Source organism: Bogoriella caseilytica, assembly GCF_003752405.1.
GTDB lineage: Bacteria > Actinomycetota > Actinomycetes > Actinomycetales > Actinomycetaceae > Allobogoriella > Allobogoriella caseilytica.
Map to the genome: position 1 here is coordinate 1,396,724 of NZ_RKHK01000001.1, position 24,943 is coordinate 1,421,666.

Annotated in this window: 21 protein-coding genes and 1 tRNA gene; 13 read left to right on the forward strand and 9 right to left on the reverse strand. The window is 69.1% G+C overall.

The window, feature by feature from the left end:
* Positions 1-391 precede the first annotated feature (391 nt).
* Entirely contained in the window at positions 392-1,753 is a 1,362-nt protein-coding gene (mgtE, locus tag EDD31_RS06255) for a magnesium transporter (protein WP_123303403.1), read from the forward strand.
* Between the two features lie 5 nt (positions 1,754-1,758).
* Positions 1,759-2,490 carry an MgtC/SapB family protein gene (locus EDD31_RS06260; protein WP_123305209.1) on the forward strand — a complete coding sequence of 244 codons (732 nt, stop codon included), beginning with the start codon at positions 1,759-1,761 and terminating at the stop codon, positions 2,488-2,490.
* Positions 2,491-2,642: 152 nt separating this feature from the next.
* Here EDD31_RS06260 and EDD31_RS06265 read toward each other — a convergent pair whose 3' ends face one another.
* Both EDD31_RS06265 and EDD31_RS06270 read right to left on the reverse strand, forming a co-directional pair.
* Entirely contained in the window at positions 2,643-3,479 is an 837-nt protein-coding gene (locus EDD31_RS06265; RefSeq protein WP_123303404.1) for an ABC transporter permease, read from the reverse strand.
* Positions 3,476-4,396 (reverse strand): ATP-binding cassette domain-containing protein, encoded by a 921-nt coding sequence (locus EDD31_RS06270; protein WP_123303405.1) that lies wholly within the window; start codon positions 4,394-4,396, stop codon positions 3,476-3,478. Before EDD31_RS06270 ends, EDD31_RS06265 begins: the two co-directional genes overlap by 4 nt.
* Before the next feature lie 66 nt (positions 4,397-4,462).
* On the opposite strand from EDD31_RS06270, the gene EDD31_RS06275 reads away from it, so the two are divergent.
* Positions 4,463-5,224 (forward strand): TetR/AcrR family transcriptional regulator, encoded by a 762-nt coding sequence (locus EDD31_RS06275; RefSeq protein WP_170163213.1) that lies wholly within the window; start codon positions 4,463-4,465, stop codon positions 5,222-5,224.
* 79 nt (positions 5,225-5,303) lie between these two features.
* Here the strand turns inward: EDD31_RS06275 and helR are convergent, their stop codons facing one another.
* From helR to EDD31_RS06300, 5 genes are all read right to left on the reverse strand, one after another.
* A complete protein-coding gene (gene helR, locus EDD31_RS06280; protein ID WP_123303407.1) occupies positions 5,304-7,445 on the reverse strand; it encodes an RNA polymerase recycling motor ATPase HelR in 2,142 nt (713 codons plus the stop codon).
* Positions 7,446-7,843: 398 nt separating this feature from the next.
* The gene (locus tag EDD31_RS06285; RefSeq protein WP_170163214.1) at positions 7,844-9,229 is read right to left on the reverse strand and encodes an MFS transporter; all 1,386 of its coding nucleotides are present in this window, start codon (positions 9,227-9,229) and stop codon (positions 7,844-7,846) included.
* Between the two features lie 22 nt (positions 9,230-9,251).
* Positions 9,252-9,710, reverse strand: a complete 459-nt coding sequence (locus tag EDD31_RS06290; protein WP_123303409.1) for an SRPBCC family protein — start codon at positions 9,708-9,710, stop codon at positions 9,252-9,254.
* A 3-nt stretch (positions 9,711-9,713) separates the two neighbouring features.
* Positions 9,714-10,049, reverse strand: a complete 336-nt coding sequence (locus tag EDD31_RS06295; RefSeq protein WP_123305211.1) for an ArsR/SmtB family transcription factor — start codon at positions 10,047-10,049, stop codon at positions 9,714-9,716.
* Positions 10,050-10,530: 481 nt separating this feature from the next.
* Positions 10,531-10,614, reverse strand: a tRNA-Leu gene (locus EDD31_RS06300).
* A 240-nt stretch (positions 10,615-10,854) separates the two neighbouring features.
* Here EDD31_RS06300 and EDD31_RS06305 point away from each other — a divergent pair.
* The 9 genes from EDD31_RS06305 (at position 10,855) to EDD31_RS06345 (ending at position 20,759) form a co-directional block, all read left to right on the forward strand.
* Positions 10,855-11,559: an FHA domain-containing protein gene (locus EDD31_RS06305; RefSeq protein ID WP_123303410.1), complete on the forward strand. Its 705-nt coding sequence runs from the start codon at positions 10,855-10,857 to the stop codon at positions 11,557-11,559.
* Between the two features lie 5 nt (positions 11,560-11,564).
* Entirely contained in the window at positions 11,565-12,044 is a 480-nt protein-coding gene (locus EDD31_RS06310; RefSeq protein WP_123303411.1) for an FHA domain-containing protein FhaB/FipA, read from the forward strand.
* Between the two features lie 13 nt (positions 12,045-12,057).
* Positions 12,058-13,383, forward strand: coding sequence for a PP2C family protein-serine/threonine phosphatase (locus EDD31_RS06315; protein WP_123303412.1), 1,326 nt, complete (start codon positions 12,058-12,060; stop codon positions 13,381-13,383).
* Positions 13,383-14,813 (forward strand): FtsW/RodA/SpoVE family cell cycle protein, encoded by a 1,431-nt coding sequence (locus EDD31_RS06320; RefSeq protein WP_123303413.1) that lies wholly within the window; start codon positions 13,383-13,385, stop codon positions 14,811-14,813. Before EDD31_RS06315 ends, EDD31_RS06320 begins: the two co-directional genes overlap by 1 nt.
* Positions 14,810-16,345, forward strand: coding sequence for a peptidoglycan D,D-transpeptidase FtsI family protein (locus tag EDD31_RS06325; RefSeq protein WP_123303414.1), 1,536 nt, complete (start codon positions 14,810-14,812; stop codon positions 16,343-16,345). Before EDD31_RS06320 ends, EDD31_RS06325 begins: the two co-directional genes overlap by 4 nt.
* Positions 16,342-17,574, forward strand: a complete 1,233-nt coding sequence (locus tag EDD31_RS06330) for a serine/threonine-protein kinase (RefSeq protein WP_123303415.1) — start codon at positions 16,342-16,344, stop codon at positions 17,572-17,574. Before EDD31_RS06325 ends, EDD31_RS06330 begins: the two co-directional genes overlap by 4 nt.
* Positions 17,567-19,633 carry a Stk1 family PASTA domain-containing Ser/Thr kinase gene (pknB, locus tag EDD31_RS06335; protein ID WP_123303416.1) on the forward strand — a complete coding sequence of 689 codons (2,067 nt, stop codon included), beginning with the start codon at positions 17,567-17,569 and terminating at the stop codon, positions 19,631-19,633. The genes EDD31_RS06330 and pknB overlap by 8 nt, the downstream gene beginning before the upstream one ends.
* Positions 19,634-19,655: 22 nt before the next feature.
* Positions 19,656-20,285, forward strand: coding sequence for an aminodeoxychorismate/anthranilate synthase component II (locus tag EDD31_RS06340; protein WP_123303417.1), 630 nt, complete (start codon positions 19,656-19,658; stop codon positions 20,283-20,285).
* 159 nt (positions 20,286-20,444) lie between these two features.
* Positions 20,445-20,759 (forward strand): cell division protein CrgA, encoded by a 315-nt coding sequence (locus tag EDD31_RS06345; RefSeq protein ID WP_170163215.1) that lies wholly within the window; start codon positions 20,445-20,447, stop codon positions 20,757-20,759.
* Between the two features lie 148 nt (positions 20,760-20,907).
* On the opposite strand, the gene EDD31_RS06350 is transcribed toward EDD31_RS06345, so the two are convergent.
* The gene (locus EDD31_RS06350; RefSeq protein ID WP_245990956.1) at positions 20,908-21,549 is read right to left on the reverse strand and encodes a rhomboid family intramembrane serine protease; all 642 of its coding nucleotides are present in this window, start codon (positions 21,547-21,549) and stop codon (positions 20,908-20,910) included.
* A gap of 431 nt (positions 21,550-21,980) precedes the next feature.
* On the opposite strand from EDD31_RS06350, the gene EDD31_RS06355 reads away from it, so the two are divergent.
* Positions 21,981-22,907, forward strand: a complete 927-nt coding sequence (locus EDD31_RS06355) for a hypothetical protein (RefSeq protein ID WP_148058880.1) — start codon at positions 21,981-21,983, stop codon at positions 22,905-22,907.
* Positions 22,908-23,200: 293 nt separating this feature from the next.
* On the opposite strand, the gene EDD31_RS06365 is transcribed toward EDD31_RS06355, so the two are convergent.
* Positions 23,201-24,871: a dihydroxyacetone kinase subunit DhaK gene (locus EDD31_RS06365; protein WP_123303421.1), complete on the reverse strand. Its 1,671-nt coding sequence runs from the start codon at positions 24,869-24,871 to the stop codon at positions 23,201-23,203.
* Positions 24,872-24,943: the final 72 nt, after the last annotated feature.

Genomic DNA, 24,943 nt, shown 5'->3' on the forward strand with positions numbered 1-24,943 from the left:
TACCCTCCCGTAGCATTTCGCCGTCACAGTCGGCGGCAAGGGCCTGCCCGGTGGCCGGTATCAGCAGATCAATCGCCGTACCTCCGCATGCCGCGGAGCAGGCCGGGAGGAGGTGGGGACCGCATGAGCGGCAGTAGTCCGAGTCCATTCGTCGTTCGCGCCCCCTTGGCCTCTCGCGGCGGTTTCCCTTCCCCGCGCTGAGTCACCGCTAGATCTCGCGCGTTCGGCGCTCATCCCACCGCCTCATAGGCAGTAGTACGCCCTCTTCAGGCCTGCTCGACCGAGCATCCTGAGCGCCCTGACGCGCCCTGTCCCTCGCATCGTTCCCCCGCGCTCTGCGCGAGTGGATCGTGCGTGTGCAGCGAGCGCCGCACTCCGAGGAGACCGATCCATGAACGCTGCATTGAAGAACCTCATCCAGAACGAGCCCGCCTCCAAGCTCCGCGACTGGCTTGCCCTCAACCCCACCGTGGAGGTGGCCGAGGAGCTCTCCCACCTCGATTCGGGGGACCAGGCGCTCGCCTTCCGGCTGCTGCGCAAGGACAAGGCCATGGCGGTCTTCGAAGCCTTGGACACCGAGCACCAGCGCACCTTGCTCGAGGGTCTGCGCGAGGAGCGCGTCCGCGAGCTCGTCGAGGCGCTCCCGGCCGATGACCGTGCGCGGCTGTTCGACGAGATGCCGGCCAAGGTGGTCGCCCGCATCCAGCAGGGCCTCTCCCGTGAAGAACGCGACGCCACCGCGCGCCTGCTCGGCTACCCGGCAGGATCAGCCGGCCGCGTCATGCTGCCCGTGGTCACCACCGTCTCCGCAGAGCAGACCCGCGAGGAGGCCCTCGCCCGGCTGAGCGGCCAGAGCGAGCGGGGCGGTGAGCTCGCGGTCCTACCGGTCACCGACGGCTCGCGCCGTCTGCTCGGAACCGTGAGCCTGGCCGATCTGGTCACCGCCGAACGCGGTGCGGTCCTCAGCGACCTGTTCACCGAGGACACCTACAGCGTGAGCGCTTACGAGGATCAGGAGGCCGCAGCCCGCCTCATCCAGGAGGCCGACCTGCTCGCCCTGCCGGTGCTCGACAACGAGAACCGGCTGCTCGGCATGATCACCGTGGACGACGCCATGGAGATCCTCGAGTCCGAGGCCACCGAGGACGCCTACCGCTCCGGTGGTGCCGAGCCGATCCGCCGGCCCTACATGGCAGTCACGGTCTTCGGCCTCGCCCGCAGCCGCGCCGTCTGGCTGCTGCTCCTGATCGTCGCGGCGGTGCTGACCGTCAACGTACTGGAGTTCTTCGAGGACACTCTGGAATCCATGGTGGTGTTGGCCCTGTTCATCCCGCTGCTGATCGACACCGGCGGAAACGCAGGCTCGCAGGCCGCCAGCGCCATGATCCGCGCCCTGGCGGTCGGTGAGGTGCGTTTCGCCGACCTCCCGCGCATTCTGTGGCGCGAGGCACGTGTGGGTGTACTGCTGGGGGCGATGCTCGCCGCTGTGGGCTTCCCGGTGGCCTCGATCTTCTACGGCACCGACATCGGTCTGATCATCGCCCTGACCTTGCTTTTCATCTGCCTGTGGGCCTCGGCCATCGGTGGCATTCTCCCGCTGGTCGCTTCGAAGCTGCGCATCGACCCGGCCGTGTTCTCCGCACCGGTGATCACCACCGTCGCGGACGCCACCGGCCTGATCATCTACTTCCTCATCGCCACCGCCGTCCTCTCCGATGACCTCGCGATGGCCCTGCCCATGATCGGGGGGTAGTGCTCATGTTCTTCGTCTCCGAGGACCACCTGATCCTTGAGGTGCTCGTGCGGGTGGGCTCAGCCTTCGCCTGTGGTGCGCTCATCGGGGTCGAGCGGCAGTGGCGGGGCCGCTCGGCCGGTCTGCGCACCAACACCCTGGTGTGCGTCGGCGCTGCACTGTTCGTCCTGCTGTCCTCACTCACTCCGGACGATGCCTCACCCAGCCGGGTGGCGGCCCAGGTGGTCTCCGGGGTCGGATTCCTCGGCGCCGGAGTGATCATCAAGGAAGGCGGCAGCCTGCGCGGCATCAACACCGCCGCCACGCTGTGGGGATCCGCAGCCGTCGGTTCACTCTGCGGGGCGGGGATGTACATCCCCGCCGCCGCCGGGGTGATCGCCATCGGCGTCGGCAACGCCTTGCTCCGCCCGGTCGCTCGGGTCGTCGAACCCAAGCTCCCGCCGGACAGGACTGCCGAGGAACCAGTGGACTACGAGTTCACCGCCATCTGCCACGACGGCGAGGAGGCTCATGTGCGTGCGCTCGTCGTGCAAGCCATGGCCGCTGAGGCCTTCAGCCTGAACGGGCTGCACTCCGAGGACATCGAGGGGACCGGGCGTGTCAGCGTCGTGGCCCGCCTGACCTCCCCAGGCCGCGACGACCGGGTCTTCGAGAACGCGGTGAGCCGGCTCAGCCTCGAACGGGGCGTGACCTCCGTGCGCTGGCGCGTGCTGCCCCACCAACCGGTCGGGCCGTGAGCGCGTAGCGAGACTCCCCGGCATGCTCGGCCCCGGCGGTCGTCACGGCATCGGTCATCGCCACCGCCGTCCTCTCCGGCGACCTCGCCATGGCCCTGCCCCTGATCGGGGGGTAGGCGCTGCGCGGGCGCGGGTTGCCACGGTGGCGGCTCTCAGCGGGCGACCTTCTTGGGAAAGAGGGCGGCGGCCATCCACACGGCGACGATGATGAACCCCACGCACCACACGATCCCGATCCACCATGCGTTGCCTGGTGCCTGACCGTTGAGCAGGGCCCGGGAGGCATCGATGATCGGGGTCATCGGCTGGTGCCGGGCGAAGCCTTGCAGCCAGTGAGGCATGGACTCGATCGGTGCGTAGCCGGAGGAGACGTAGGGCAGGAAGAGCAGGATGAAGCCGTAGCCGCTGGCTGATTCCGCAGAGCCGGCGACCATCCCGAGCACGGCGAAGACGACGGTGATGACCAGGATCCAGAGTGCGACGAGCCCGACCGAGCCGAGTAGCTGCAGTACGGAAGCGTCGGTCCGGAACCCCACCACCAAGGCGACCGCGAAGACCACGACGGTGGCCAGCATGTTGCGGACCATGGAGGAGACCGTGTGGCCGAGCAGCACGGTGAAGGAGGGGAAGGGCATCGTGCGTAGGCGGTTCATGAATCCGGTGGTCATGTCGTTGCTGACGACGACGGCGGTGTAGGAGGCGCCGAAGCCTGCGGCGGTGACGATGATGGCGGGCAGCACGTAGGAAAGGTAGTCACCCCGGGATGTGGCGCCCTCGCCGGTGACGTCCATGGCTCCACCCATGACATAGGTGAAGATCAGCATGAGCATGATCGGCAGGATGGCTGCCATGAGGAGGGACTCGCCGTCACGGAAGGAGTGCTTGAGGCTCCGTGCCGAGAAGACGCGTAGGCCGGTGAGGAAGCCGGCGCCGGCCATCGGCGCGAGGGACCGGGCCGGTGTGGAGGCTGCCAGCGTGGTCGTGATCATCGGGAAGCCTCCTGGGGAGCGTTCGGAGTCCTTGCGTGCTCGGAGGCCGGCTTCCCGGTGAGTTCCAGGAAGACCTCGTCCATGGTGGGCTTGCGGACGGTGACGCTGACCTCGGGCCGCTGTTCGGCTATGGAGGTGAGCTCGCGGGCAAGATCCTCGGCCGAGCCGCGGGTGGGCAGAGTCTCGAGGATGTGGCCGGCCGCGTCGTGCATCTGGATGGTGGAGCCACCCACGCGCTCCTTGAGCTGGGTGGCGGTGCCGTCGGCGACAATGTAGCCGTCGTTGAGGACCATGATGCGCTGGGCGAGCACATCGGCCTCCTCGAGGTACTGGGTGGTCAGGAAGATCGACGTCCCGGAGTCGGCCAGGGTGTTGATCTCGTCCCACAGAGCCTGGCGGCTCCGGGTGTCCAGGCCGGTGGTGGGCTCATCCAGGAAGATCAACTGTGGCCCGGCGATGAGACTGGCAGCGATGTCGAGCTTGCGCCGCATGCCCCCCGAGTAGGTGGAGACACGTTTGTTCGCGGACTTGGCCAGGTCGAAGCGCCCCAACAGGTCGTCAGCCCTGCGCTGGGCATCGCGGCGGGAAAGCCCGAAGAGCTGGCCCATCATCAGCATGTTCTCCATGCCGGAGAGCGCACCGTCGACGGCGGCGTACTGCCCGGTCAAGGAGATCAACCCCTGGAGCTGCTTCTTCTCCCGCTGGACATCGAGGCCGAGCACGCGGGCCTGGCCGGCGTCGTGCGGGATGAGCGTGGACAGGATGTTGACCAGCGTGGTCTTGCCTGCCCCGTTGGGCCCGAGCAGGGCATGGATGCCACGAGGCAGGGTCAGCTCAAGGTCCCTCAGGACGTGGTGTGTGCCGTAGCTCTTCGAGAGTCCGGCGATCTCGATGAGCGGTTTCTCTGTGTACGTCATACATAAAGTATGCCATACACAGTCTGCGACGTACACAGAACCTGGTCGAATGGGAGGATGGCCGCCATGACCGACGCCACGGAGACTGGACTGCCCCGCGTTGTGGCCATCGCCTGGGGGATGCACGAGGCGCCCCAGCGCGGACCGAGCCGGGCGCTGAGCCATGAGCGGATCGTGGAGGCAGCCATCGAGGTCGCCGACACCGAAGGCCTCGCCGCCGTCACCATGCAGGCGGTGGCAAAGGCCCTGGGATTCACCACGATGTCGCTCTACCGGTACGTCTCCAGCAAGGACGAGTTGCTACGGCTGATGCAGGACGCGGCGCTGAGCGTGCCAGAGAAGCTCAAGCTCCCCGCCGACTGGAGCGAGGCGCTGCGCGTCTGGGCCCTGATGGTCCGGGAGGCATACCGGGCTCATCCCTGGGCACTGCAGATCCCCCGGGGTCCGGTCTCGATCCTGATGCCCAACAGCGTCCGGGCCGCGGACCTCGGCCTGGCGGCGATGAAAGAACTGCCACTGGATGACGATGTCAAGATCGCCACCATCCTGGTGATCTCCCAACACGTGTCCTCCTCGGTGGAACTCGAGCAAGACCTCGCAGATGAGGGGGTCGTGACCATCCCCGCCGAGGGTGCACAGGCTCTTGCGGAGGTCATCACTGCCGAGCGCTTCCCCCATCTGGTGCCGGTCATCGAGTCGGGGAACTACATCGCCGCCGATACGCCGGTCGTCGAGACCGACAACGGCGTCGACGCCGAGTTCGACCTCGGCCTGGACCTGATCATCTCCGGCTTGGACGCGAAGGTCCGCTCCGGCACTGCGGGCTGAGCGCGCCCGCCCATGTGCCCCGGCCCCAGGTCCGGCGTCAGGGCGAGGGGCTGGGAGCCGGAGCGACGTCCTCCCCCGGTTACTCGAGGATCACCAGACGGCGCGTGGCCCGGGTCATGGCCACGTAGCGATCGACGGCATCGGTCACGTCATCCCCGGACGGCGAGGTTGCTGCGAGCACCACGAGATCGAACTCCAAGCCCTTGGCCTCCACCGCACTGAGGGACCGGATGCGGTCCGCGCCGGCGAAGGCCGGGTCGCCGATGACACAGGCGGTGCCCTCGTCGTGCTCGTCGAGCCACGCCATGAGAATCGCGTCCCGATCTGCTGCGGGGTACCGCTCAACTGGCACGCCACCGCTGCGGACCGAGGCCGGCACATTCGCGTCCGGCAGCACCGCACGGATGACGGGCTCGGCGGCCGCCATCACCTCTTCCGGAGTCCGGTAGTTGAGGAGCAAGGACGCAGCGCGGGCCTTACCCACGCCCACCCGGGCCAGGCGCTCCTGCCAGGATTCGCGGAAGCCGCGCCGAGCCTGGGCACGGTCACCGACCACCGTGAGGCTGCGCGACGGGCAGCGGGCCAGCACCATCTGCCACTCGGAGTCGGTCAGCTCCTGGGCTTCGTCGACGACGATGTGCGCGAAGGGGCCGCCCAGCGGATCCCGGTGCACCTCTCCTCGAACCACGTCCTCCACCAGAGCGGTGCTCAGATCAGCCCCGCCGAGCATCCCCATGATCTGCAGGTCGCTGTCGTCAGCGGCGCGCAGATCATCGACCACATCAGCCATTCGCTCGCGCCGGCGCGCCACGGCAGCCTCCTCTCGCCGGCGACGCCGTTCGGAACCGGCATCGCCGAGGCGCCGCCGGGCGGCGTCCAGCAGCGGAAGGTCGGACTCGGTCCAGGCCTGTGGCGCGCGACGCCTCAGGAGACCGGCTTCCTCGGGCGTGAGCCAGGGCGCGCAGAGCCTGAGGTAGGCAGGTACCTCCCAGAGGTCTCCTACCACCTCTGCGGGATCGAGCAGCGGCCAGGCACGGTTCACCGCTCCCATCAGTTCCCGGTCGTGGCGCACTTCCCGGCGGAGCTGTTCGGCCGGAACCTCCGCGTCGTGTTTCTCCAGGAGGATCTCGGTCAGCTCCTCGCGGATAGCCTCACGCGCCTCGTTGTGCGCGGTGCCGGGTTCGGGCGCAGCGAAGGCCCGGGCCCAGTCGGCCGGCGCAAGCCAGACCTCGTCCCACGAGGTCACCACGGTCATCCCCTCCGAGGGCGGTTCCTCGTAGAGGGCGACAGCGCGGTCCACCGCCGCGACCAGGCGCGCGGAAGACTTCACCCGGGCCACCTCGGGCTCGGGCTCGGTTCCGGCCGTCGCGCCCTCGGGCACGAGATCGCGCAGGGTGCAGGTACGCACTCCTTCCTCGCCGAGGCTGGGCAGCACGTCGGCCACGTAGTCGAGATAGGGCGCGTGCGGGCCGATCACGAGGACGCCGCCGCGCCGCTCGTCGATCTGCGGGTCGGAGTACAGGAGGTAGGCGGCCCGGTGCAGAGCTACGACGGTCTTTCCGGTTCCTGGGCCGCCGTCGACCACCAGGGCACCGCGCGAGCCAGCGCGGATGATGGCGTCCTGGTCGGCCTGGATCGTGCCGAGCACGTCACGCATGCGGGAAGAGCGACTGCCACCGAGACTGGCGAGGAACGCGGAGTGCTCGTCCAGGGCGGCATGCTCCCGAAGACCCTCGACGGAGAAGGCCTCATCCCAGTAGTCACTCACCCGCCTGCCGCTCCAGCGATACCGCCGTCGGCTCACCAAGCCCATCGGTTCGGCGTGCGTGGCGCCGAAGAAGGGCTCCGCAGCCGGGGAGCGCCAATCCACGAGCAGTCGGCGACCAGTGGCGTCGGCGAGACCCAGCCGGCCGATGTAGACCGGCGGGCTGCCGTCCGCCGGGACGGCCTTCCCCAGGCAGAGGTCGATGCCGAACCTCCGCACGGTCCGCAACCTCGCCGAGAGCCGCCGGATCTCCAGATCGCGTTCCAGCGCGCCCTGCCCGGACCGGCCGGGCGCGCGCCGCTCGGATTCGAGGCGGCTCGAGAGGTCGCTGATCGTGTCCTCCAAGGTTTCGTCGATCGCGGCGAAGTGGGCTTCGTCCTCAGCGATCAGGGCCGGAGCGGCCTTGGCGGACAGGCGGCTGGGCAGAGCGAAGGCGGAGGGCAGGGCGGCAGGCACGTGATCAACTCCGGGGGCGAGGGGTGCGACGGACGCGGGGTCACGGAGCACCGGGGGCGCGAGGGGAGTCGTGATTCTGCGGCAGACGGGGGGCCTTGCGGCAAGACCCCCCGCGACCGATAAGCTGATCGTGGCAGCCCCGGTGAAAGGTCACCGAGCCGTGCTCTGTCACCCGCCGTCAGCTCGGGGCCTGGGTCAACTGCCGATCACCCGGGTGCTCCGGAAGCCGCGCGCCATCAGTCGAATGAGCACGAGGCTGGAGAGCGCGGTTGATATCGGACTGTGACAGCCCCTCCGCTCACGACTCTCCGCTGGTCCACGAGTGCGGAAGAGCACGCCAACACGCCGGGCAGACCAGACTCACCGGCTCCGCCCTCGATGATCGCTACTCGGAGGGCTCACTGGGGATGCCGGGGAAGCGTCAGAGACGCCAAGCCACCAGCGGCAGCGATGACGGCCAGTGCCGTGAAGGCGGCATGCAGGCCCGAGAGCCGGTCGTTCCCCGTCGCAGAACCGGCGACGGCCGCCATTGACACCGCCGTCACGATGACTACGCCGAGTATGCAACCGATCGTGAAGGATGTCTCTTCGATCCCGGAGGCGGCACCAGCATCCGCGGGATCGACCCCGCCTACCGCGGCAATCTGACCGGCGACGAAGGCGGCGCCCATACCCGCGCCGAAGACGATCAGTCCGCCGAGGAGCAGAGGCAGGCCGGTATGGTCGGCGGGCAGCAGCCGGAAGGATGCCCCTGCGACGGCGAGCAGGCCCATCCCGCTGACAGCAACGACTCGGACGCCCGAATGGGTGACGACGCGCTGGCCGTAGGCGACGGTAAGCACCGAACCGATCGTCATCGAGGCCAAGATTGTGCCGAACAGCAACGGTGAGAGGTTCAGCACCTGCTGAGTGTAGAGAGTCGCAGTGGCCAGGAGGCCGTTGACGCAGATACCAGCAGCCAGGATGACGGCATTGCCGATCACCAGTGGGCGGGAGCGGAACAGACGCGGCGGGAGTATCGGGTTGGCGCTGTGGCGCTCGATGAGCACCAGGAGTCCGCCCGCCACGGCGGCACCGGCCAGGGGCGCCCAGGTGCGCGGCCCCCACCCGGAGGTCGGGAACTCCAGGAGCCCGAGCGCCAACAGCATCAGCCCACCCGAGATGACAAGGCCGCCGGGCACGTCTAGCTTAGGCCGACCGGCCGCCCGGGATTCCGGGAGCACCCTCGGAACGAGCCCGGCGAGCAGCCCGCAGACCGGGACGTTGACATAGAAGATCCAGACCCAGCCAGCCAAGTCGGTGACCATCCCGCCGAGCACCAGGCCGCAGGTCGCCCCGATGCCACCGAGCCCACCCCAGATCGCGAGTGCGCGATTCCGGCCGGGCCCGTCGGGGAACAGGCTCAACAGCAGGGCTAAGGCCGCCGGGGTCAGCGCCGCAGCGCCGAGCGCCTGAACGCCCCGGGCCGCGATCAGCGCTCCGCCGGATGCCGCTAGGCCGCACGCCAGGGAGCCCCCGGCGAAGATGGCGATGGCCACCAGGAAGACACGACGACGCCCGATGAGGTCGGCCAGGCGCCCGCAGGGAAGCATGAATCCTGCCACGATGACCCCGTAGATGGTCACGACCCAGGACAACGAAGCCTGCCCCATGCCCAGGTCCCGGCCGATCGATGGCAGGGCCGCGAACACGCTGGTGGAGTCCAGGACACCCATGAAGAAGGCCGCACAGAGCACAGCCAGAGCGATCGGCTTGCTGACGCCAACCCGTGGCGGGGCGGTCATCATCGGGCTTCCGGCGGCCGTATCAGGTGCTGGCCCGAGCGAGGTGGGCGCCGAGCTGGTCAAGCCAGGCGGCAGTGCCTTCCTCACGCGAGGCCGGCCCTTCCCAATCCGTGAGGTAGACGCCGTGCTCTGTCAGCACCAGGCGAGTGCCGCCGTCCCGCGACACGAACTCCACCGTGGTCACGGAGACGGTACCCAGGGTGCGCCCGCGGTGCATCGTCGAGGAGTACAGGATCAGTTCCCAGGGACGGATCTCCTGATACGTCGAGGTGAAGCGCAGCTCCTCACTCCCGGACCGTCGCTCCTGGACCGTCTCGGTGCCGCCGACGCGGAAGTCCATGTCGTGCGCGGCACCTGGGCCGGCGAACCACCGAGACTTGAGTCCGGGGTCCTGCCAGGCCGTGAAGACCCGCTCGGGCGGTATCGGGTAGTGCCGTTCGATGGTGAAGGTCGAGTGCATCGAGCCTGCGGTCGTACTCATCGGTCATCCTCTTTCCGTGTCGTCCTGCATCAGCACTTCGCTCAGCCGGTCCAGTCCGGCCTCCCAGGCGGTGCGCTGGGTGGACATCCAGGACTCGGCCGCGCGCAAAGGTGCCGCGTCGAGCTGGTAGCTGCGGACCCGGCCGATCTTCTGTGAGCGCACCAGGCCCGCGCGTTCAAGCACCGCCAGGTGCTGCATCACAGCGGACAACGTCATCTGATGGGGCCGTGCCAACTGACTCGCCGATGCGGGCCCGGCCGTCAACCGCTCCACAATGTTCCGCCGAGTGCGATCACCAAGGGCATGCAACAGAAGGTCCATCCGGTCATGGTCAAGCATGTGCTTAAGTATGGGGCTCTCGCCAATAATAGTCAAGCGATTACTGAAGCTTTGTCGCACAGAGGAGGCGCTGAAGCAGCGAACCGCGCACGAGAAGTTCTCCGCCACCCGGATCGCCCGGCACTACCGCGACCTGGAGACCTCCGGCCGCAAGGACAAGGTGGGGCAGGGATCCTCGCCTCCTAGGTCACCCGCGCCGAGTTGTCCTTCGACCTCGCCTAGCATGACGCCTACGTCTTCGCTGACGAGGACGGCAGCTCCGCTCATCCGATGCGATGACCAGTCGATGGGCTCGGCGCCTGGACTGGGAGACAGCAAGCTTCGACAGCCTCACCCACGTCACCCCGACCATGCAGTGGTCGGCCGTGGACTGCCGCGCCGCCCGCCTCGGACAGGCTTAGCAGTCTCTCTAGCACTTCCAACGACGATGGCCCCCGACCCGAGGGATAAAACCCCAGGTCAGAGGCCATGGTCTTCGCGGTGCGCGAGGGGGGAGTTGAACCCCCACGCCCTTTCGGGCACACGGACCTGAACCGTGCGCGTCTGCCTATTCCGCCACTCGCGCAGTACTTCAACAGCGCAGGCAACGCTAGCACGCAGAACCGCGCGAACTCGACGCTCCAGACCGCCACACGGCCGTGATTCCGGCCACCGAGCCGAGTCGGAGGGCTCCAAGCTTCCGGTCGCTGCTGCTCCGGGAGGACACCGCCTCCCCCTCCAGGGTGACGCTCGCACTGCCCTTCGTGTGATGAGATCGTTACGCTCGGTACGATCAAGAGTCCGCCACGAAAGGAAGGGCCGCGCGATGGGTGTCCTCGACCGCTTCGAGCGGGGCGTTGAACGTCTCGTCTCCGCGGCGTTCGCCAAGGCTTTTCGCAGCGAGGTCAAGCCCGTCGAGATCGCCTCGAACATCCGCCGCGAGATGGATGACCGCTCGGCGGCCGTCTCGCGCGGCCGCACGGTGGTCCCCAACGAGTTCACGGTGAACCTCTCCACCACTGATCTCGAGCAGGTCGAGTCCTTTGGCTCCGAGACTCTCGCCGAGGAGATGGCCGAGGCCGCCACGCAGCATGCCTCCTCGCAGAACTACTCCTTCGTGGGGCCGGTCGTGGTCACTTTCGCCGAGGATGCCTCGTTGCAGACCGGCCGCTTCACCGTGCGCTCCTCGACCAAGAAGGGCGCCGTCGCTCCGGCCACCTCGGCCAAGACCTCGGAGCGGCATCCGATCATCGACGTCGAGGGCGAGCGCTATCTGCTCACCGGGCCGGTGACCGTGATCGGCCGCGGGAGTGAAGCCGACGTCGTCGTGGATGACTCCGGCGTCTCGCGGAAGCACCTGCGTATCGAGGTGACCGGCGATGGCGTCATCGCCCGCGACCTCGGCTCCACCAACGGCAGTTTCGTGGAGGGGCACCGCGTGGACGCCGCCACCTTGGTGGACGGCAATACCGTGACCATCGGCCGCACCCGGATCCTGTTCTGGGCCGGCGGCGATCAAGCGAGCGGGTAACCCTTTTGAGTGAGCTGGTCGTCACCCTCCTGCGCGTGGGATTCCTGATCCTGCTGTGGCTCTTCGTGCTGGCCGCTCTGAACGTGCTGCGCCGGGACCTCTTCGGCACCAAGGTCACCGCTCGGGGCCCGGGCCGCGACCGCTCACGGCCCGCCCAGCTGCCCGACCGGGCGCCCGGCCGATCCTCCCGCTCGGCTCCCACCCGCCTGGTGGTCACCCAGGGGCCGCTCGCCGGAACGTCCATGCCGCTGGGAGCGGCGACGATCCTCGTGGGGCGCTCCCCCGGCTGCACCCTGGTGCTCGACGACGACTACTCCTCCAACCGCCATGCCCGCTTCTTCCCCCAGCAGGACGGCTGGTGGATCGAGGACCTCGGCTCGACCAACGGCACGATGGTGGACGATCAGCGCATCACCACTGCCGTCCAGGTGCCCCCCGGCGCCCAGGTGCGGATCGGGCAGACGCTGATCGAGCTGCGACGATGAGGCAGGGGAGCCGATGAGCATTCAGCTGCGCTACGCCGCGCGATCCGACGTCGGCCTGGTGCGCTCCACCAACCAGGACTCCGGCTATGCCAGCCCCCATCTGCTGGTGCTGGCCGACGGGATGGGCGGCCCAGCCGGCGGAGACATCGCCTCCTCCGTGGCGGTGGCACACCTCGCCGAGCTCGACGACGCCCACGGGCCCGATGACCTCCTCGACCTGCTCCGCGGCGGAGTCGAACGCGCCCATCAGGAGCTGATGTCGCGCTCGGCGGCCGACAGCAACCTCGAGGGCCTGGGCACCACCTGCATCGCGATCCTGCGCTCGGCCAACAAGCTCGCCATGGTGCACATCGGCGACTCCCGCGCCTACCGCCTGCGCAACAAGCAGCTCACCCAGGTCACGGAGGACCACACCTTCGTGCAGTTCCTGGTCTCCACCGGCAAGCTCTCCCGCGAAGAGGCCGAGCAGCATCCCCGTCGCAACGTCATCCTGCGCGCCCTGGGTGACGCCGAAGGCGATGTGGAGCTCGATGAGTCCGTGCGTGAGGCCGTGCCGGGAGACCGCTGGCTGCTCGCCTCGGACGGGCTCTTCGGTTTCGTGTCCGAGGAGACCATCGCCGAGACCCTGGCCACGGAGGATCCGGGGGCTTGCGCCGACGAGCTCATCGAACTCTCCCTGCGCGCCGGCGCTCCGGACAACGTCACGGTCGTGGTCGCCGACATCATCGACGACGAGGCCCCCGGCACCCCCGCACTCGACTCCACGCCCCAGATCGTCGGGGCGGCTGCCACCGACCGTCTGCGGGCCAGCCGCGGCTCCACCAGCGCCGCGGGCCGAGCCGCCGCCCTGGCCTCCGCGAGCGAGCCCACCGAGGAGGACGAGGAGCCCGACCCGGCGCCGTCCGCCGCCGCACGGTGGGTCCGCCGCTTCGTAGCCATGCTCTTGGTGATCGGCGTTCTCGCCCTGGGCGCCTGGGGAGGATGGACCTGGACCCAGACCCAGTACTTCGTCGCCGAGGATGAGGGCTCCGGGAACTACGTCGCAATCTTCCAAGGCATACCCCAGGAACTCGGCCCCGTGAGCCTGGCCAGCCAGCACGAGGTCAGTGACATCGAGATCGCCTCCCTCACCCCCGCTGCCCAGACCCGGCTGCAGACCCCGATCACCCGCGCCTCCCTCTCCGAGGCCGAAGCCGTGGTGGAGAACCTGCGCCGCTACGTCGTCGAGGACGACACGCAGCAGGACGACGGTGACGCAGAGGAGGAGTCCTCCGGTGACACCGGGAGCGACGGGGAGGACGACGCCGACGGCGAAGCCGACGAGGAGCCGACGAGCTGATGGCGGTGGTCACCCAGGCACCCGCACGCACCGGGCGCGCCGCGGAGCTGGGACTGCTGTTCCTCGCCGTGGTGGTGGTCCTCCTCGCCCACGCGGAGTCGAGCCTGACCATCACCGGCGCCATGCCGGAGGACTTCGCGCTCCACGCAGCCGGCGCGGCCGGCGTGGCGCTCGTGGGCCACCTGGTGGTGCGGTGGCGAGCCCCGTACGCCGACCCGGTCATCCTGCCCGCCGCGCTCACGCTCAACGGCCTGGGCCTGGTGATGATCCAGCGGCTCAGCCTCTCGCACGGCGGAGGCGCCGATGCTCCCCTGCCCGCCCGGCAAGCGCTGTGGACCCTGGTGGCTTTGGTGGCCGTGGCCGCCGTGCTGTGGATCGTTCGCGACCACCGGATCCTGCGGCGCTACACCTACACCGCCATGGTCGTGGGCGTCGGCCTGCTGCTGCTCCCGATGGTCCCCGGCCTGGGGGTTGAGGTCAACGGAGCGCGCGTGTGGATCCGCGCGGCCGGGATGTCCTTCCAACCGGGTGAGATCGCCAAGATCGTGCTGGCGATCTTCCTCGCCGGCTACCTCGTGACCAAACGGGACACCTTAACTCTGGCGGGCAAGAAGATCCTCGGGCTCCAATTCCCGCGAGCGCGCGACCTCGGCCCGATCCTGCTGGCCTGGGGTGCCTCCATCCTGGTGCTGGTCGGCCAGCGCGACCTCGGCGCCGCCCTGCTGTTCTTCGGCATGTTCGTCGCCATGCTGTACGTGGCCACCGAGCGCCTGAGTTGGATCCTCATCGGCATGCTGCTCTTCGTGGCCGGCGCCGTGGCCGCCGGGCGCCTCTTCACCCACGTGCGGGCGCGCTTCGACATGTGGCTCGACCCCTTCGACCCCGAGATCATGGACCGCGCGGTCCATGGATCGTGGCAAACGGTCTCGGGCCTCTTCGGACTGGCCGGCGGAGGCCTGACCGGCGCGGGCTGGGGCGGCGGCTACCCCGCCACCGTGCCGCTGGCACATTCGGACTTCATCGTCGCGGCCTTCGGCGAGGAACTCGGTCTGGTGGGGCTGCTCGCGATCCTCATGCTGTACCTGGTGCTCATCGAACGCGGACTGCGCGTGGCCATCGGCGTGCGGGACGACTTCGGCAAGCTCTTCGCCTCCGGCGTCTCGGCGGCCATGGCCTTCCAGGTCTTCGTCGTCGTCGGCGGGATCACCACCTTGATCCCGCTCACCGGCCTCACCGCCCCCTTCCTCGCCCAGGGTGGCTCCTCGCTGGTCTCCAGCTGGATCCTGGTGGCACTCCTCCTGCGGATCTCCGATTCCGCCCGGCGTCCCGCTCCGCGCGCGGAACCCATCATCGACGTCACCGGCGAACTGGAGCCGACCCCGAGCGCCGAGGGTGATGACGACCGACCCACCGAGGTGGTGCGCCCATGAACCCACCCGTGCGCCGCCTGGCCGTGGTCGTCATCGCCATGTTCCTCGCACTGATGCTCTCCACCACCTGGGTGCAGTTCTTCCAGGCGGGCGAGCTCAACTCGCACCCGCGCAACGCTCGCACCATCTACCGCGAGTACGGCCGGGACCGGGGGCCGATCATCGTGGCCGGGGAGAACGTCGCCTACTCCACTCCCTCGGACGACGTCTACGGCTACCAGCGCGTCTACTCCGAGCCGGAGCTCTACGCGCATGCGACCGGCTACTTCTCCACCGCGCACAACGCCATGACCGGCATCGAGCAAACCCACAATGCGGTACTCGGCGGCACCGCCGACTCGCTGTTGCTGCAGCGCATCCAGAACCTGTTCACCGGCCAACAGCCCCAGGGCGGCGCCGTCGAGCTCACTCTCGATCCGGCAGCTCAGCGGGCCGCAGCCGAAGGCCTCGGCGACCGTCCGGGTGCCGTCGTGGCGATCGATCCCTCCACCGGCGCCATCCTGGCCATGTACTCCTCGCCCAGCTACGACCCGAACGGGATCGCGGCGCGCAGCGGCGCCGAGGCGAACGAGGCATACCAGCAAGCCATTGCCGCAGACAACGGAGTACCCCTGCGCAACCGCGCGATCGCCGGCGATCAGTACGCTCCGGGCTCCTCCTTCAAGATCATCACGGCAGCCGCCTACCTGGAGAACGCCGAGGAACTCGGCCTCGACTACACCGGCGAGGCGGAGAACGACGGCGACGAGGAGCACGGCGAAGAGAACGCCGAGGAGCTCGGCGCGCCCGGTCCGACCTCGATCGTGCCCGGACCCACCACGCTCGAGCTGCCGCTGACCGACCACGTCATCCGCAATCCCGGCCAGGACATCTGCGGTGACGGCTCGGGCCAGGTGGAGTTGATCGAGGCCTTCCGCTGGTCGTGCAACACCACCTTCGCTCAGATCGGCATGGACCTCGGAGAAGACCTGATGCGGGCGCAGGCGGAGGCCTTCGGCTTCGGCGAGCCGCTCTCGGTGCCCCTGTCGGTCACCCCCGCGCGGTTCCCGGAGGAACCGAACGCACCACAGCTCGCCATGGCCTCCATCGGTCAGGGCGACATCATGGTCACGCCGATGCAGATGGCCATGGTGGCCTCCGCCGTCGCAAACGAGGGCTCGCTCATGGAGCCCTACCTGGTGGCCAGTGAACTCACACCGGACCTCGATGAGGTGGCCTCGCACTCGCCGAGTGAGCGGAGTCAGCCGATCTCTGCGGAGACGGCGGCCTCGTTGCAGGAGATGATGCGCGCCGTCGTCGAGAGCGGCTCGGGCACGGCCGCCGCCATTCCCGGCGTCGAGGTCGGCGGCAAGACAGGTTCGGCGGAGCTCGGTGCGGGTGAGGCACCCCATGGCTGGTTCGCCGGCTTCGCCGAGGCCAACGGCCAGGAGGTCGCCGTCGCCGTCGTGGTCGAGCGCGGCGGCTTCGGCGCCGATGTCGCCGCCCCGATCGCGCGAAACGTCATGGACGCGGTGGTCGGAGGCGGATCATGAGCCTGCCGACCGCGGGGCCACGCCCGGGTGTGCTGCTGGGCTCGCGCTACGAGTTGCGTGAGCGGTTGGCGGTCGGCGGCATGGGTGAGGTCTGGAGCGCCCTGGACCGGCGCCTGGGCCGGACCGTGGCCGCCAAGGTGCTGCGTCCCGAGCTCGGTGGGGACGACGTGTTCCTCGCCCGCCTCCGGGCCGAGGCTCGCAACACCGCCGGACTGCAACACCGGAATCTCGCGGTGCTGCTCGACCACGGCGAAGGTGCCGGCCTGGGCTTTCTGGTCATGGAGCTGGTCCACGGGGAGACCCTCGCCGCGTGGCTCGACCGTGAGGGACCAATGCCGCCGGCGCAGCTGGTCGCGGTTCTCGTCCAGGCCTGCCACGGCCTCCAGGCCGCGCACAACTCCGGCATCGTGCACCGGGACGTGAAGCCGGCCAATCTCATGCTCGGCAGGGACGGCGAGGTCAAGCTCACCGACTTCGGCATCTCGCTGGCCGCGAACCAAGCCACGATGACCTCGGCCGGGATGGTCATGGGCACGGCCCACTACCTCGCTCCGGAACAGGCCACCGGGCAACCGGCGAGCCCGGCCGGCGACATCTACGCCCTCGGCGTGCTGGCCTTCGAGGCGCTCACCGGACGACGGCCCTATTCCGGCACCACCCAGGTGGAGGTGGCCACGGCACACATCCACGATCCGGTCCCGCCGCTCCCGGCGCAGGTCCCGCCCCCGCTCGCGGCGGTGGTGCGCCGCATGCTCGCCAAGGCTCCGGAGCAGCGACCCGCGAGCGCGCTGCGATGCGCCCAGGAGCTCGCCGCCGCCATGGAAGTCGAGGGGACGGCCGCTCCGGAACTCACCCCAGCGCCTTCCCCTCCCACGCCACCACCGCCCCCCGCGCCGCCACCGAGCGCCCCGCCTGCAGCCACTGCGACGCGCGCGCAGGCCCGAACTGCCGTTCCCCGCACGCCCGCGCGGCCCGAGGGCCGGGCAGCCTCCCGGGCTCCGCGGAGCTGGCGACTACCGAGTTGGCAGGAGATCGCGGCCGATCGCATCTGGCTCCATACGATGGTGGTGGTGGTCATGATCGTGCTCGTTCTGGCCGCAACCCTGGCCGGAATCGCTACCCTGGGCCGTCAGGACGGCGTGACGACGCCGGACGCCGCTGTGGAGCCGCAGGCGGGCCCGGCAGTAGCCCCAGTACCATCCATGATCGTGAGGACTATCCGTGGCTGATGAGATCCCCCGCCTCCTCGGGGGCCGGTACGAGATCGGTGATCTCATCGGCCGAGGTGGCATGGCCGAGGTGCACATCGGTTACGACACCAGACTCTCGCGCACCGTCGCGGTGAAGATCCTGCGTTCCGATCTCGCCCGGGACGCCACCTTCCAAGCCCGGTTCCGCCGCGAGGCGCAGTCCTCGGCGGCCCTGAACCACCCGGCCATCGTCGCCGTCTACGACACCGCCGAGGACGAGATCGCCGACTCCCGCGGGCAACTCGTCACTGTGCCGTACATCGTCATGGAGTACGTGGAGGGCCACACGGTCCGTTCCCTGCTCGCCTCGGGTGATCCGGTGCCGATCGAGGAGGCCGCCGAGATCGTCGTCGGCGTGCTCTCCGCCCTGGAGTACTCCCACCGCGAGGGCATCGTCCACCGCGACGTGAAGCCCGGGAACATCATGATCACCCCCACCGGCCAGGTGAAGGTGATGGACTTCGGCATCGCCCGGGCCATGGCCGATTCGGCCGCCACCATGACGCAGACCAACGCCGTGGTGGGCACCGCCCAGTACCTCTCGCCTGAGCAGGCGCGTGGCGAGGTGGTCGATGCCCGCTCCGACCTGTACTCCACCGGTTGCCTGCTCTTCGAACTCCTCACCGGTCAGCCGCCGTTCCAGGGCGACTCCGCAGTGGCCGTAGCTTACCAGCACGTGCGGGAGATGCCCCGCACCCCGTCTGCGGTCACGCCCGATATCCCCGAGGCTCTGGATCGCGTCGTCCTCAAGGCGCTGGCCAAGGATCGCGAGGAGCGCTACTCCGATGCCGCAGCGATGCGCGCAGACCTGCGTGCTGCTGTGCGCGGCGATCGGGTCGAAGCACCGGCCACCGCCGTGTGGGCCGCCCCGCCTCCGCCGGGTTCGGGAGGTTCGCCCACCCAGGTAATGGCTGCCGGAGGCCCGCCGACCGCCACCATGGTCGGTGCCCCCGTGACTCCCGAGGAGGAGGACGAGAAGCGCTCCCGCTGGTGGGTGTGGCTGCTGCTCGTCATCGCGCTGCTCGCCATCGTGGGGGTGGTCTGGGCCCTCGTCATCGGCAATCAGGACGACCAGCCCGCGATCGTCGAGGTGCCCTCCGTGGCCGGCCTGACTCAGGTGGAGGCCCGCCAGGCTCTCGAAGACCAGGGCCTGATCCTTGACAACGCCGGCACCGAAGCCTCCGAGGAGTACGAGGAGGGGCAGGCCACTCGCAGCGATCCCGAGGCCGGCGAGCAGGTCGAGGAAGGCAGCACCGTCGAGGTCTGGTTCTCCGGTGGCCCCGACGACGTCGAGATCCCGGACATCATCGGCTTGAGCGAACAGGCCGCCACTGCCGAACTGCAGGACGCCGGATTGGTCGTGGGCTCGCGAACCTTCGAGATCGCTCCGGAAGAGGACTCCGTGGGCTCCGTGCTGGACACCGACCCTGCGGTGGGACAGCCCGTCGCTCCGGGCACCGCCGTCAACCTGGTGCTGGTCTCGGAGTACGTGCAGGTTCCCGATCTGTCCGGCATGACCCAGGACGAGGCCGCATCGACGCTGGAGGACAACCAACTGCGCTGGCGACCGGAGCAGCGCGAGGACGGCGATGCCGATCCCGGCACCGTGGTGGACCAGTCCGAAGCGGCCGGGAGCGAGGTTTCGCGCAATACGCAGGTGACCATCTACATCGCCACCGAGCCGGAACCTGAGCTCACGAGGGTGCCGGACCTCAGTGGGATGGACGGCGATGAGGCACGTGCTGCCATCGAGTCCGCCGGCTTGGTCGTCGGTATCTCGAACACCGAGTACAACGACGACATTGCCGAGGGCATCATCATCCGCTGGCAGCCCTCCTCGAACTCCGAGGTCGAGGAAGGCACTGCGGTGGATGTGTGGTTCTCGGACGGACCGGAGCCCGAGCCGGAGCCCACGGACGAGCCGACCGAGGATCCCACGGATGACCCGCCCGGCGATGCCTCGGGGAACCCCGGGAACAATGGCGGCTCGGGAGAGCCTGGGCGATCCGGAGAGGCACCCGGGCGCCCCGGCAACTGAGGCTCGATGCGAGAATGGAGCCATGAGCAGCCGCATCCTGGTCGTCGACAACTATGACTCCTTCGTCTACACGATCGTCGGCTACCTCCAGCAGCTCGGCGCGGACACCACCGTGGTGCGTAATGACGACGTCCCGCCAGCGTCGGAGTTCGACGCATACGACGGGATCCTCGTCTCCCCCGGTCCCGGCGCACCGAAAGAAGCCGGTGCCACCCTCGAGGTGATCGAGGCCTGCGCCGAGCGCGGCACCCCGATGTTGGGTGTGTGCCTGGGGCATCAGGCCCTCGGAGAGGTCTTCGGCGGCGTCGTCACGCATGCTTCCGAGCTCATGCACGGCAAGACCTCCGCAGTCATCCATGAGGGTGCCGGCGTGTTCACGGGGCTGCCGACTCCCTTCACTGCCACGCGCTACCACTCGCTGGCCGTGGTCCGCGAGACCGTCTCCGAGGAGCTCACCATCACCGCCGAGACGGCACACGGCATCGTGATGGGCCTGGAGCATCGGAATCTGCCCCTGCACGGGGTCCAGTTCCACCCCGAAGCGGTGCTCACCGAAGGAGGGCACCTGCTCCTGGCGAACTGGCTGGCCGTCACCGGTGATGCCGAGGCGGTCTCCCGAGCCCAGGGCCTGGCCCCCCTGGTGCGCCAGTAGCGGTCATCCGGGGGGCTGCGGCGGTCGTTCTGCGCTCAGATGCAGGTGATCGTCACGATTTCCGCCCCGGCCCGGCTACGCTGTGTTCGCCCGAACTCGCCGCCCCGCCGCGGCTTCCCGAACGACGACGGCCACGTGGGCCCGATGAGGAGTAACCCGATGACGACGCCGGACGACACGCCCAGCAAGAAGTCCGACGACGCCAGCAAGGAAGAGATCCGGGCCAAGGCCCGAGCTCGCCGCGACGACCGCGAGCAGCGCCTGCAGCGCAAGCAGGACACCGCCGAGCCGGAGAGCAGCCCGCACTGGTGGGCGCCGACCATGGTCACCCTCATGGTGATCGGCCTGGTCTCGCTGGTCTCGACCTACCTGTTCAGCGGGAACGCCCCGGTGCCCGGCCTGGGCAACTGGAACCTGGTGATCGGATTCGGCATCGCGATCAGCGGCTTCCTCATGACGATGAAGTGGCGTTGACCGCGCCCGGATCGTCCGGACTTACACGGGTGTAGTTCTCCCCAGACTTGTCCCCAGCTGGGGATAGCCAGGTCCTCACGAGGCAGTTATCCACAACTGTGTGCACACTCGTGGAAAGTCACAGCCATGTCACCCCGGGGCGAGCCGCTCACACGAGCGAGTAGCGGAGCACCGTGATGGCGACCAGTGCCACCGTCATGATCACGGTGGCTGGCACGGCCAGGGAGGTGCGGGAGGGTTGCGGCACCCCACGCCGGTGTGGCCGGTGGGTGTAGGCCAGCGCCAGGATCGCGCCGACCAGCAGCCCGCCGACGTGGGCCTGCCAGGAGATCATCGGCACGAGGAAGCCGTAGGCCAGGTTGATCCCGAGCAGCACCAGCACGCCGGTGGTGTCGGCGCCGATTCGCCGGAGCACCACGAAGTAGGCACCGAAGAGGCCGAAGACCGCGCCGGAGGCACCCACCACGGGCCAGGACCAGGAGTAGGGATCGGCCGCGTCGGCGAACACGAGCACGGCGACGGAGCCGCCGAGGGCCGCGAGCAGATACAGCGCGATGTAGCGCCAGCCCTTCAGTGCCGGCTCCAGGGCGGAGCCCAGGAGGAACAGGGCGAACATATTCATCAACAGGTGGGGCCAGCCGCTGTGGAGAAAGGCCGCAGTCAGGAACAACCAGGGTTCGGATTCCCCGAGGGACGGCCGGTAGGCGAAGGTCGAGTTCAGGTATCCACCGAGCGCGCCGTTCATCACGAAGACCGCCACGCAGATCCCGATGAGTGTGAACGTGATCACAGGTCGACCGGCCTGGCGGGCTGCCTGCCGCACCCGCGGGGCCGCCGCCTGAGCCTGCGCGACGCAGTCCGCGCACTGAATCCCGACCGGCGCGGGCCGCTGGCACTCCTGACAGGTTGGCCGCTCACAGCGCTGGCAGCGCACGAAGGCCATGCGGTCAGGATGGCGCGGGCACAGCGGAACCTGCGGCTGGCCGGCAGGCTGCGGGGCGCCACCGTAACCGCCCCGGCCGTAGTCATCAGTCATCTTTGTGATCATTCCATGATCTCCGCTGGCCAGCCGTGCCCCCGACCACCTTTTCGGACGACGCCCCGGGCGGCAGAGAGTCCACATGCCGCCACTTCCGGCACGTGGCAGAGCGCGATGGCGAGAAAGAGTGCAAGATGGGTGTATCAGCACTGGCGGAACCACGTCGGTGGCAGCCCGACCCCATGACGAAACAGGGAGTGCAGATGTCGCGCAAGCGCAAGAAGGAAGCCGAGAAGATGCGTAAGCAAGCGGCCGAGCTCAGCGCCCTTGCACAGAAGCGGGCGCGCCGCCTCGGCAAGGAAGCCGCTGCCTATGCGGACCAGGGCAAGGATTGGGCCACGCCCAAGTTCGAGGCTGCAGCCTCCTGGGCCGCCCCCAAGGCGGACGCCGCCTACGGTTGGGCCGCTCCCAAGGCCACCCAGGCGTGGAAGTCCACGGTCAAGGCCACCGCCCCGCAGATCGAGAAGGCCACCGCGAAGGTGCGCCCCGCGGTCGACGAGGCCTACGACAAGGTGTCCGGCGACTACCTGCCGCGCGTGCAGAAGGCTGCGCACGACGCGTACGTCGCCGCGATGAAGGAAGACAAGCTGGGAAAGAAGCCCCGTAAGGCCGGCAAGGCCGCCAAGGGCGCGCTCACCAAGCCGACCAAGCGCCACACCGGTCGCAAGATCTTCCTCTGGACCGCTATCGGCTCGGCCGTCGCGGGCGTGGGCTACGTGCTCTGGCGCAAGTCGCAGCCGGTCGAAGACCCCTGGGCTGAGGAGTACTGGAGCGAGACCGCAGGGACTCAGAAGAGCTCCGCCAGCGCCCGCGTCGCCGCTGCGGCCGAGGCCGCGAAGGAGAAGGCCACCGAAGTTGCCGGCAAGGTCTCGGAGACCGCGAAGGACAAGGCCGCCGAGGCCAAGCACGCGCTTGACGAGGCGCGGCACAGCGCCGAGGAGCAGGCCGAGAAGCTCAAGGCTGACGTCCATGGTGCGGCCAAGGATGCCGAGACCAAGGCCGCTGAGGCGGTCTCGGACGCCGCTGACAAGGCCGGCGACGCCGCAGCTGAGGCTGCCGCCAAGGCCGACGAGGTCCAGGCCGAGGCGGACGCGCACAAGACCAACTGAGTACCACCAGCTCGACCTGAGGGCCTGCCGTCCCGCCGTGGGAATGGCAGGCCCTCAGTCTGTGCTCAGGGCTCAGGGCTCAGGGCTCAGGGCTCAGGGCTCAGGGCTCAGGGCTCAGGGCTCAGGGCTCAGGGCTCAGGGCTCAGGGCTCAGGGCTCAGCCGATTGTGGTCACTTCGCGCCGCTTTCAGCGAGGCGAGCGGCGTCAGAGCGGCTCCAAGTGACCACAACCGCACGGGGTGTGCGGGGCTCCACGGGGTGCAGATCCCGGCAGCGCCTCGACTTGGCAGTTCCTCAGCCGAGCAGCGCCGTGAGGAAGCGGGTCACCGCCACGGCGCCGGCGTCGGGCTTACCCCGAATGCTCTCGCCGGGAACGTAGGCGGCCCGCCCGGCCTTGGCCTCGAGTCCAGCCGTGCTCTGGGCACCCTGCTCAGCCGCGGCGACGGCGTCAGCCAGAGAGCCAGTGGCCAGCGCCCGCTGGGCGGGCAGGAGGGCGTCGAGCATCGTCCGGTCGCCCTCGGATGCGCCTCCGTGGTGCTGCATGGCAGCGATGCCTTCTTCGAGAGCAGCGGCCCACGCTGCGGCCCCGCCCGCACGGCCACCCTGCTCATCGAAGCTGCGCGCCATCGCCGTGAAGAGGATGGCGAGCAGCACTCCTGAGGATCCGCCCATCACGCCTTCGAGCTTGCTCGCCACCTGGCGCAAGGCGGGGGCCGGTTCGGCAAAGCCCAGCTCGCCATTCTCGATCAGTGCCGCGATGGCCGCGGCGCCGGCGCTGAAGGTCTCGCCGGCATCGCCGTCGCCGGCCACACGATCGAGTTCATCAAGCTCCGTCCGTGCCTCGGTCAGCGCCGCACCGCCGCGCATCACCGCCGCTTCCACCACGCCATCTGCCGTGGCCTCGGTAGAGTCGACGCTCGACGACGCGCCCTCCGCTACCCGCACGGGGTCGCGCGAGAGCCGTGGGGCGCGCACCCCAGGCCATCCAGGGGCAGTGGTTGGCGCGTCCAGCGCAGCCAGCAGCTCGTCGGTGGCGGGCAGCAGGGACACGGAGAATCCGTGCATGTCGAGCGAGGTCATCAGCGGCGCTGGGCCCACCAACCGGCGGATGTGCTCGACCCCCAGCTGGGTGAGCAGTTCGCGCGTGAGAATGAGGTTCTCCTGGGGTGAACAGCCACCCAGGTCATTCAGTACCGCCACCACGCCGGCCTCACCACCGGCGTCGAGGATCTCCGGGGCGCTCAGCGCCTCCAGGGCCAGACCCACGGCCTGATGCGCGGCATCAATGTCCACGGCACGAGCACCGGGTTCGTTGTGGATTCCCAGGCCCAGCTCGGCACCGCGGGAGTCCTCCTGTCCGCCCTGCTGCGGGGTCTCGGTCGGCATCGTGGCGGGGCCGAGAGCGAGACCGATCGTGCGCACGGCCCCGGCTGTGCGTTCCGCGGCGGCCGTGACCTCGTCGAGGGAGGCACCGGTGGCCGCCAGGTGACCGGCCACCTTGTGCACCAGCACCGTGCCGGCCAGACCGCGCGGCTGGTCGTGATCCGGCAGGGCGACGTCGTCGCCCATGAGCACGGTGCGCACATCCAGGCCTTCGGCGCGTGCTCGCTCGGCAGCCAGTCCGAAGTTCAGGCGATCGCCGGTGTAGTTCTTGATGATCAACAAGCAGCCACCGGTGCCGGTGACCGCCCGGATGGCGGCCAGGATCGCACCCACCGGGGGTGAGGCGAAGAGCGAGCCGGGCACAGCTGCCGTGAGCATGCCCTCCCCGAGGAAGCCGGCGTGAGCGGGCTCGTGCCCGCTGCCACCACCGGAAATGACCGCCACCTGCTCGCTCGGGCTCGCGCCGGCTCGGATCAGGACGTGTCCTTCGGGGATATCGAGGCGCTCGACCTCCTCGGTCATGAGCAGGGAATCGATCAGGTCAGGAACAAAGCGTTCGCGACCATTGTGGAAGTAGGACATATACACGCTCCCTTGCAGTGATGGCTTCCTTCCGGAGGCTACTGTGCAGCGCGGTCCCGCGGGGGGAGGAGG

Excerpts from the sequence above, each read along its gene's own strand:
- mgtE (WP_123303403.1), top strand. The coding sequence starts at position 392 with ATGAACGCTGCATTGAAGAACCTCATCCAGAACGAGCCCGCCTCCAAG.
- EDD31_RS06260 (WP_123305209.1), top strand. The coding sequence starts at position 1,759 with ATGTTCTTCGTCTCCGAGGACCACCTGATCCTTGAGGTGCTCGTGCGG.
- EDD31_RS06265 (WP_123303404.1), bottom strand. The coding sequence starts at position 3,479 with ATGATCACGACCACGCTGGCAGCCTCCACACCGGCCCGGTCCCTCGCG.
- EDD31_RS06270 (WP_123303405.1), bottom strand. The coding sequence starts at position 4,396 with ATGACGTACACAGAGAAACCGCTCATCGAGATCGCCGGACTCTCGAAG.
- EDD31_RS06275 (WP_170163213.1), top strand. The coding sequence starts at position 4,463 with ATGACCGACGCCACGGAGACTGGACTGCCCCGCGTTGTGGCCATCGCC.
- EDD31_RS06285 (WP_170163214.1), bottom strand. The coding sequence starts at position 9,229 with ATGACCGCCCCGCCACGGGTTGGCGTCAGCAAGCCGATCGCTCTGGCT.
- EDD31_RS06290 (WP_123303409.1), bottom strand. The coding sequence starts at position 9,710 with ATGAGTACGACCGCAGGCTCGATGCACTCGACCTTCACCATCGAACGG.
- EDD31_RS06295 (WP_123305211.1), bottom strand. The coding sequence starts at position 10,049 with ATGCTTGACCATGACCGGATGGACCTTCTGTTGCATGCCCTTGGTGAT.
- EDD31_RS06305 (WP_123303410.1), top strand. The coding sequence starts at position 10,855 with ATGGGTGTCCTCGACCGCTTCGAGCGGGGCGTTGAACGTCTCGTCTCC.
- EDD31_RS06315 (WP_123303412.1), top strand. The coding sequence starts at position 12,058 with ATGAGCATTCAGCTGCGCTACGCCGCGCGATCCGACGTCGGCCTGGTG.
- EDD31_RS06320 (WP_123303413.1), top strand. The coding sequence starts at position 13,383 with ATGGCGGTGGTCACCCAGGCACCCGCACGCACCGGGCGCGCCGCGGAG.
- EDD31_RS06325 (WP_123303414.1), top strand. The coding sequence starts at position 14,810 with ATGAACCCACCCGTGCGCCGCCTGGCCGTGGTCGTCATCGCCATGTTC.
- EDD31_RS06330 (WP_123303415.1), top strand. The coding sequence starts at position 16,342 with ATGAGCCTGCCGACCGCGGGGCCACGCCCGGGTGTGCTGCTGGGCTCG.
- EDD31_RS06340 (WP_123303417.1), top strand. The coding sequence starts at position 19,656 with ATGAGCAGCCGCATCCTGGTCGTCGACAACTATGACTCCTTCGTCTAC.
- EDD31_RS06345 (WP_170163215.1), top strand. The coding sequence starts at position 20,445 with ATGACGACGCCGGACGACACGCCCAGCAAGAAGTCCGACGACGCCAGC.
- EDD31_RS06355 (WP_148058880.1), top strand. The coding sequence starts at position 21,981 with ATGACGAAACAGGGAGTGCAGATGTCGCGCAAGCGCAAGAAGGAAGCC.
- EDD31_RS06365 (WP_123303421.1), bottom strand. The coding sequence starts at position 24,871 with ATGTCCTACTTCCACAATGGTCGCGAACGCTTTGTTCCTGACCTGATC.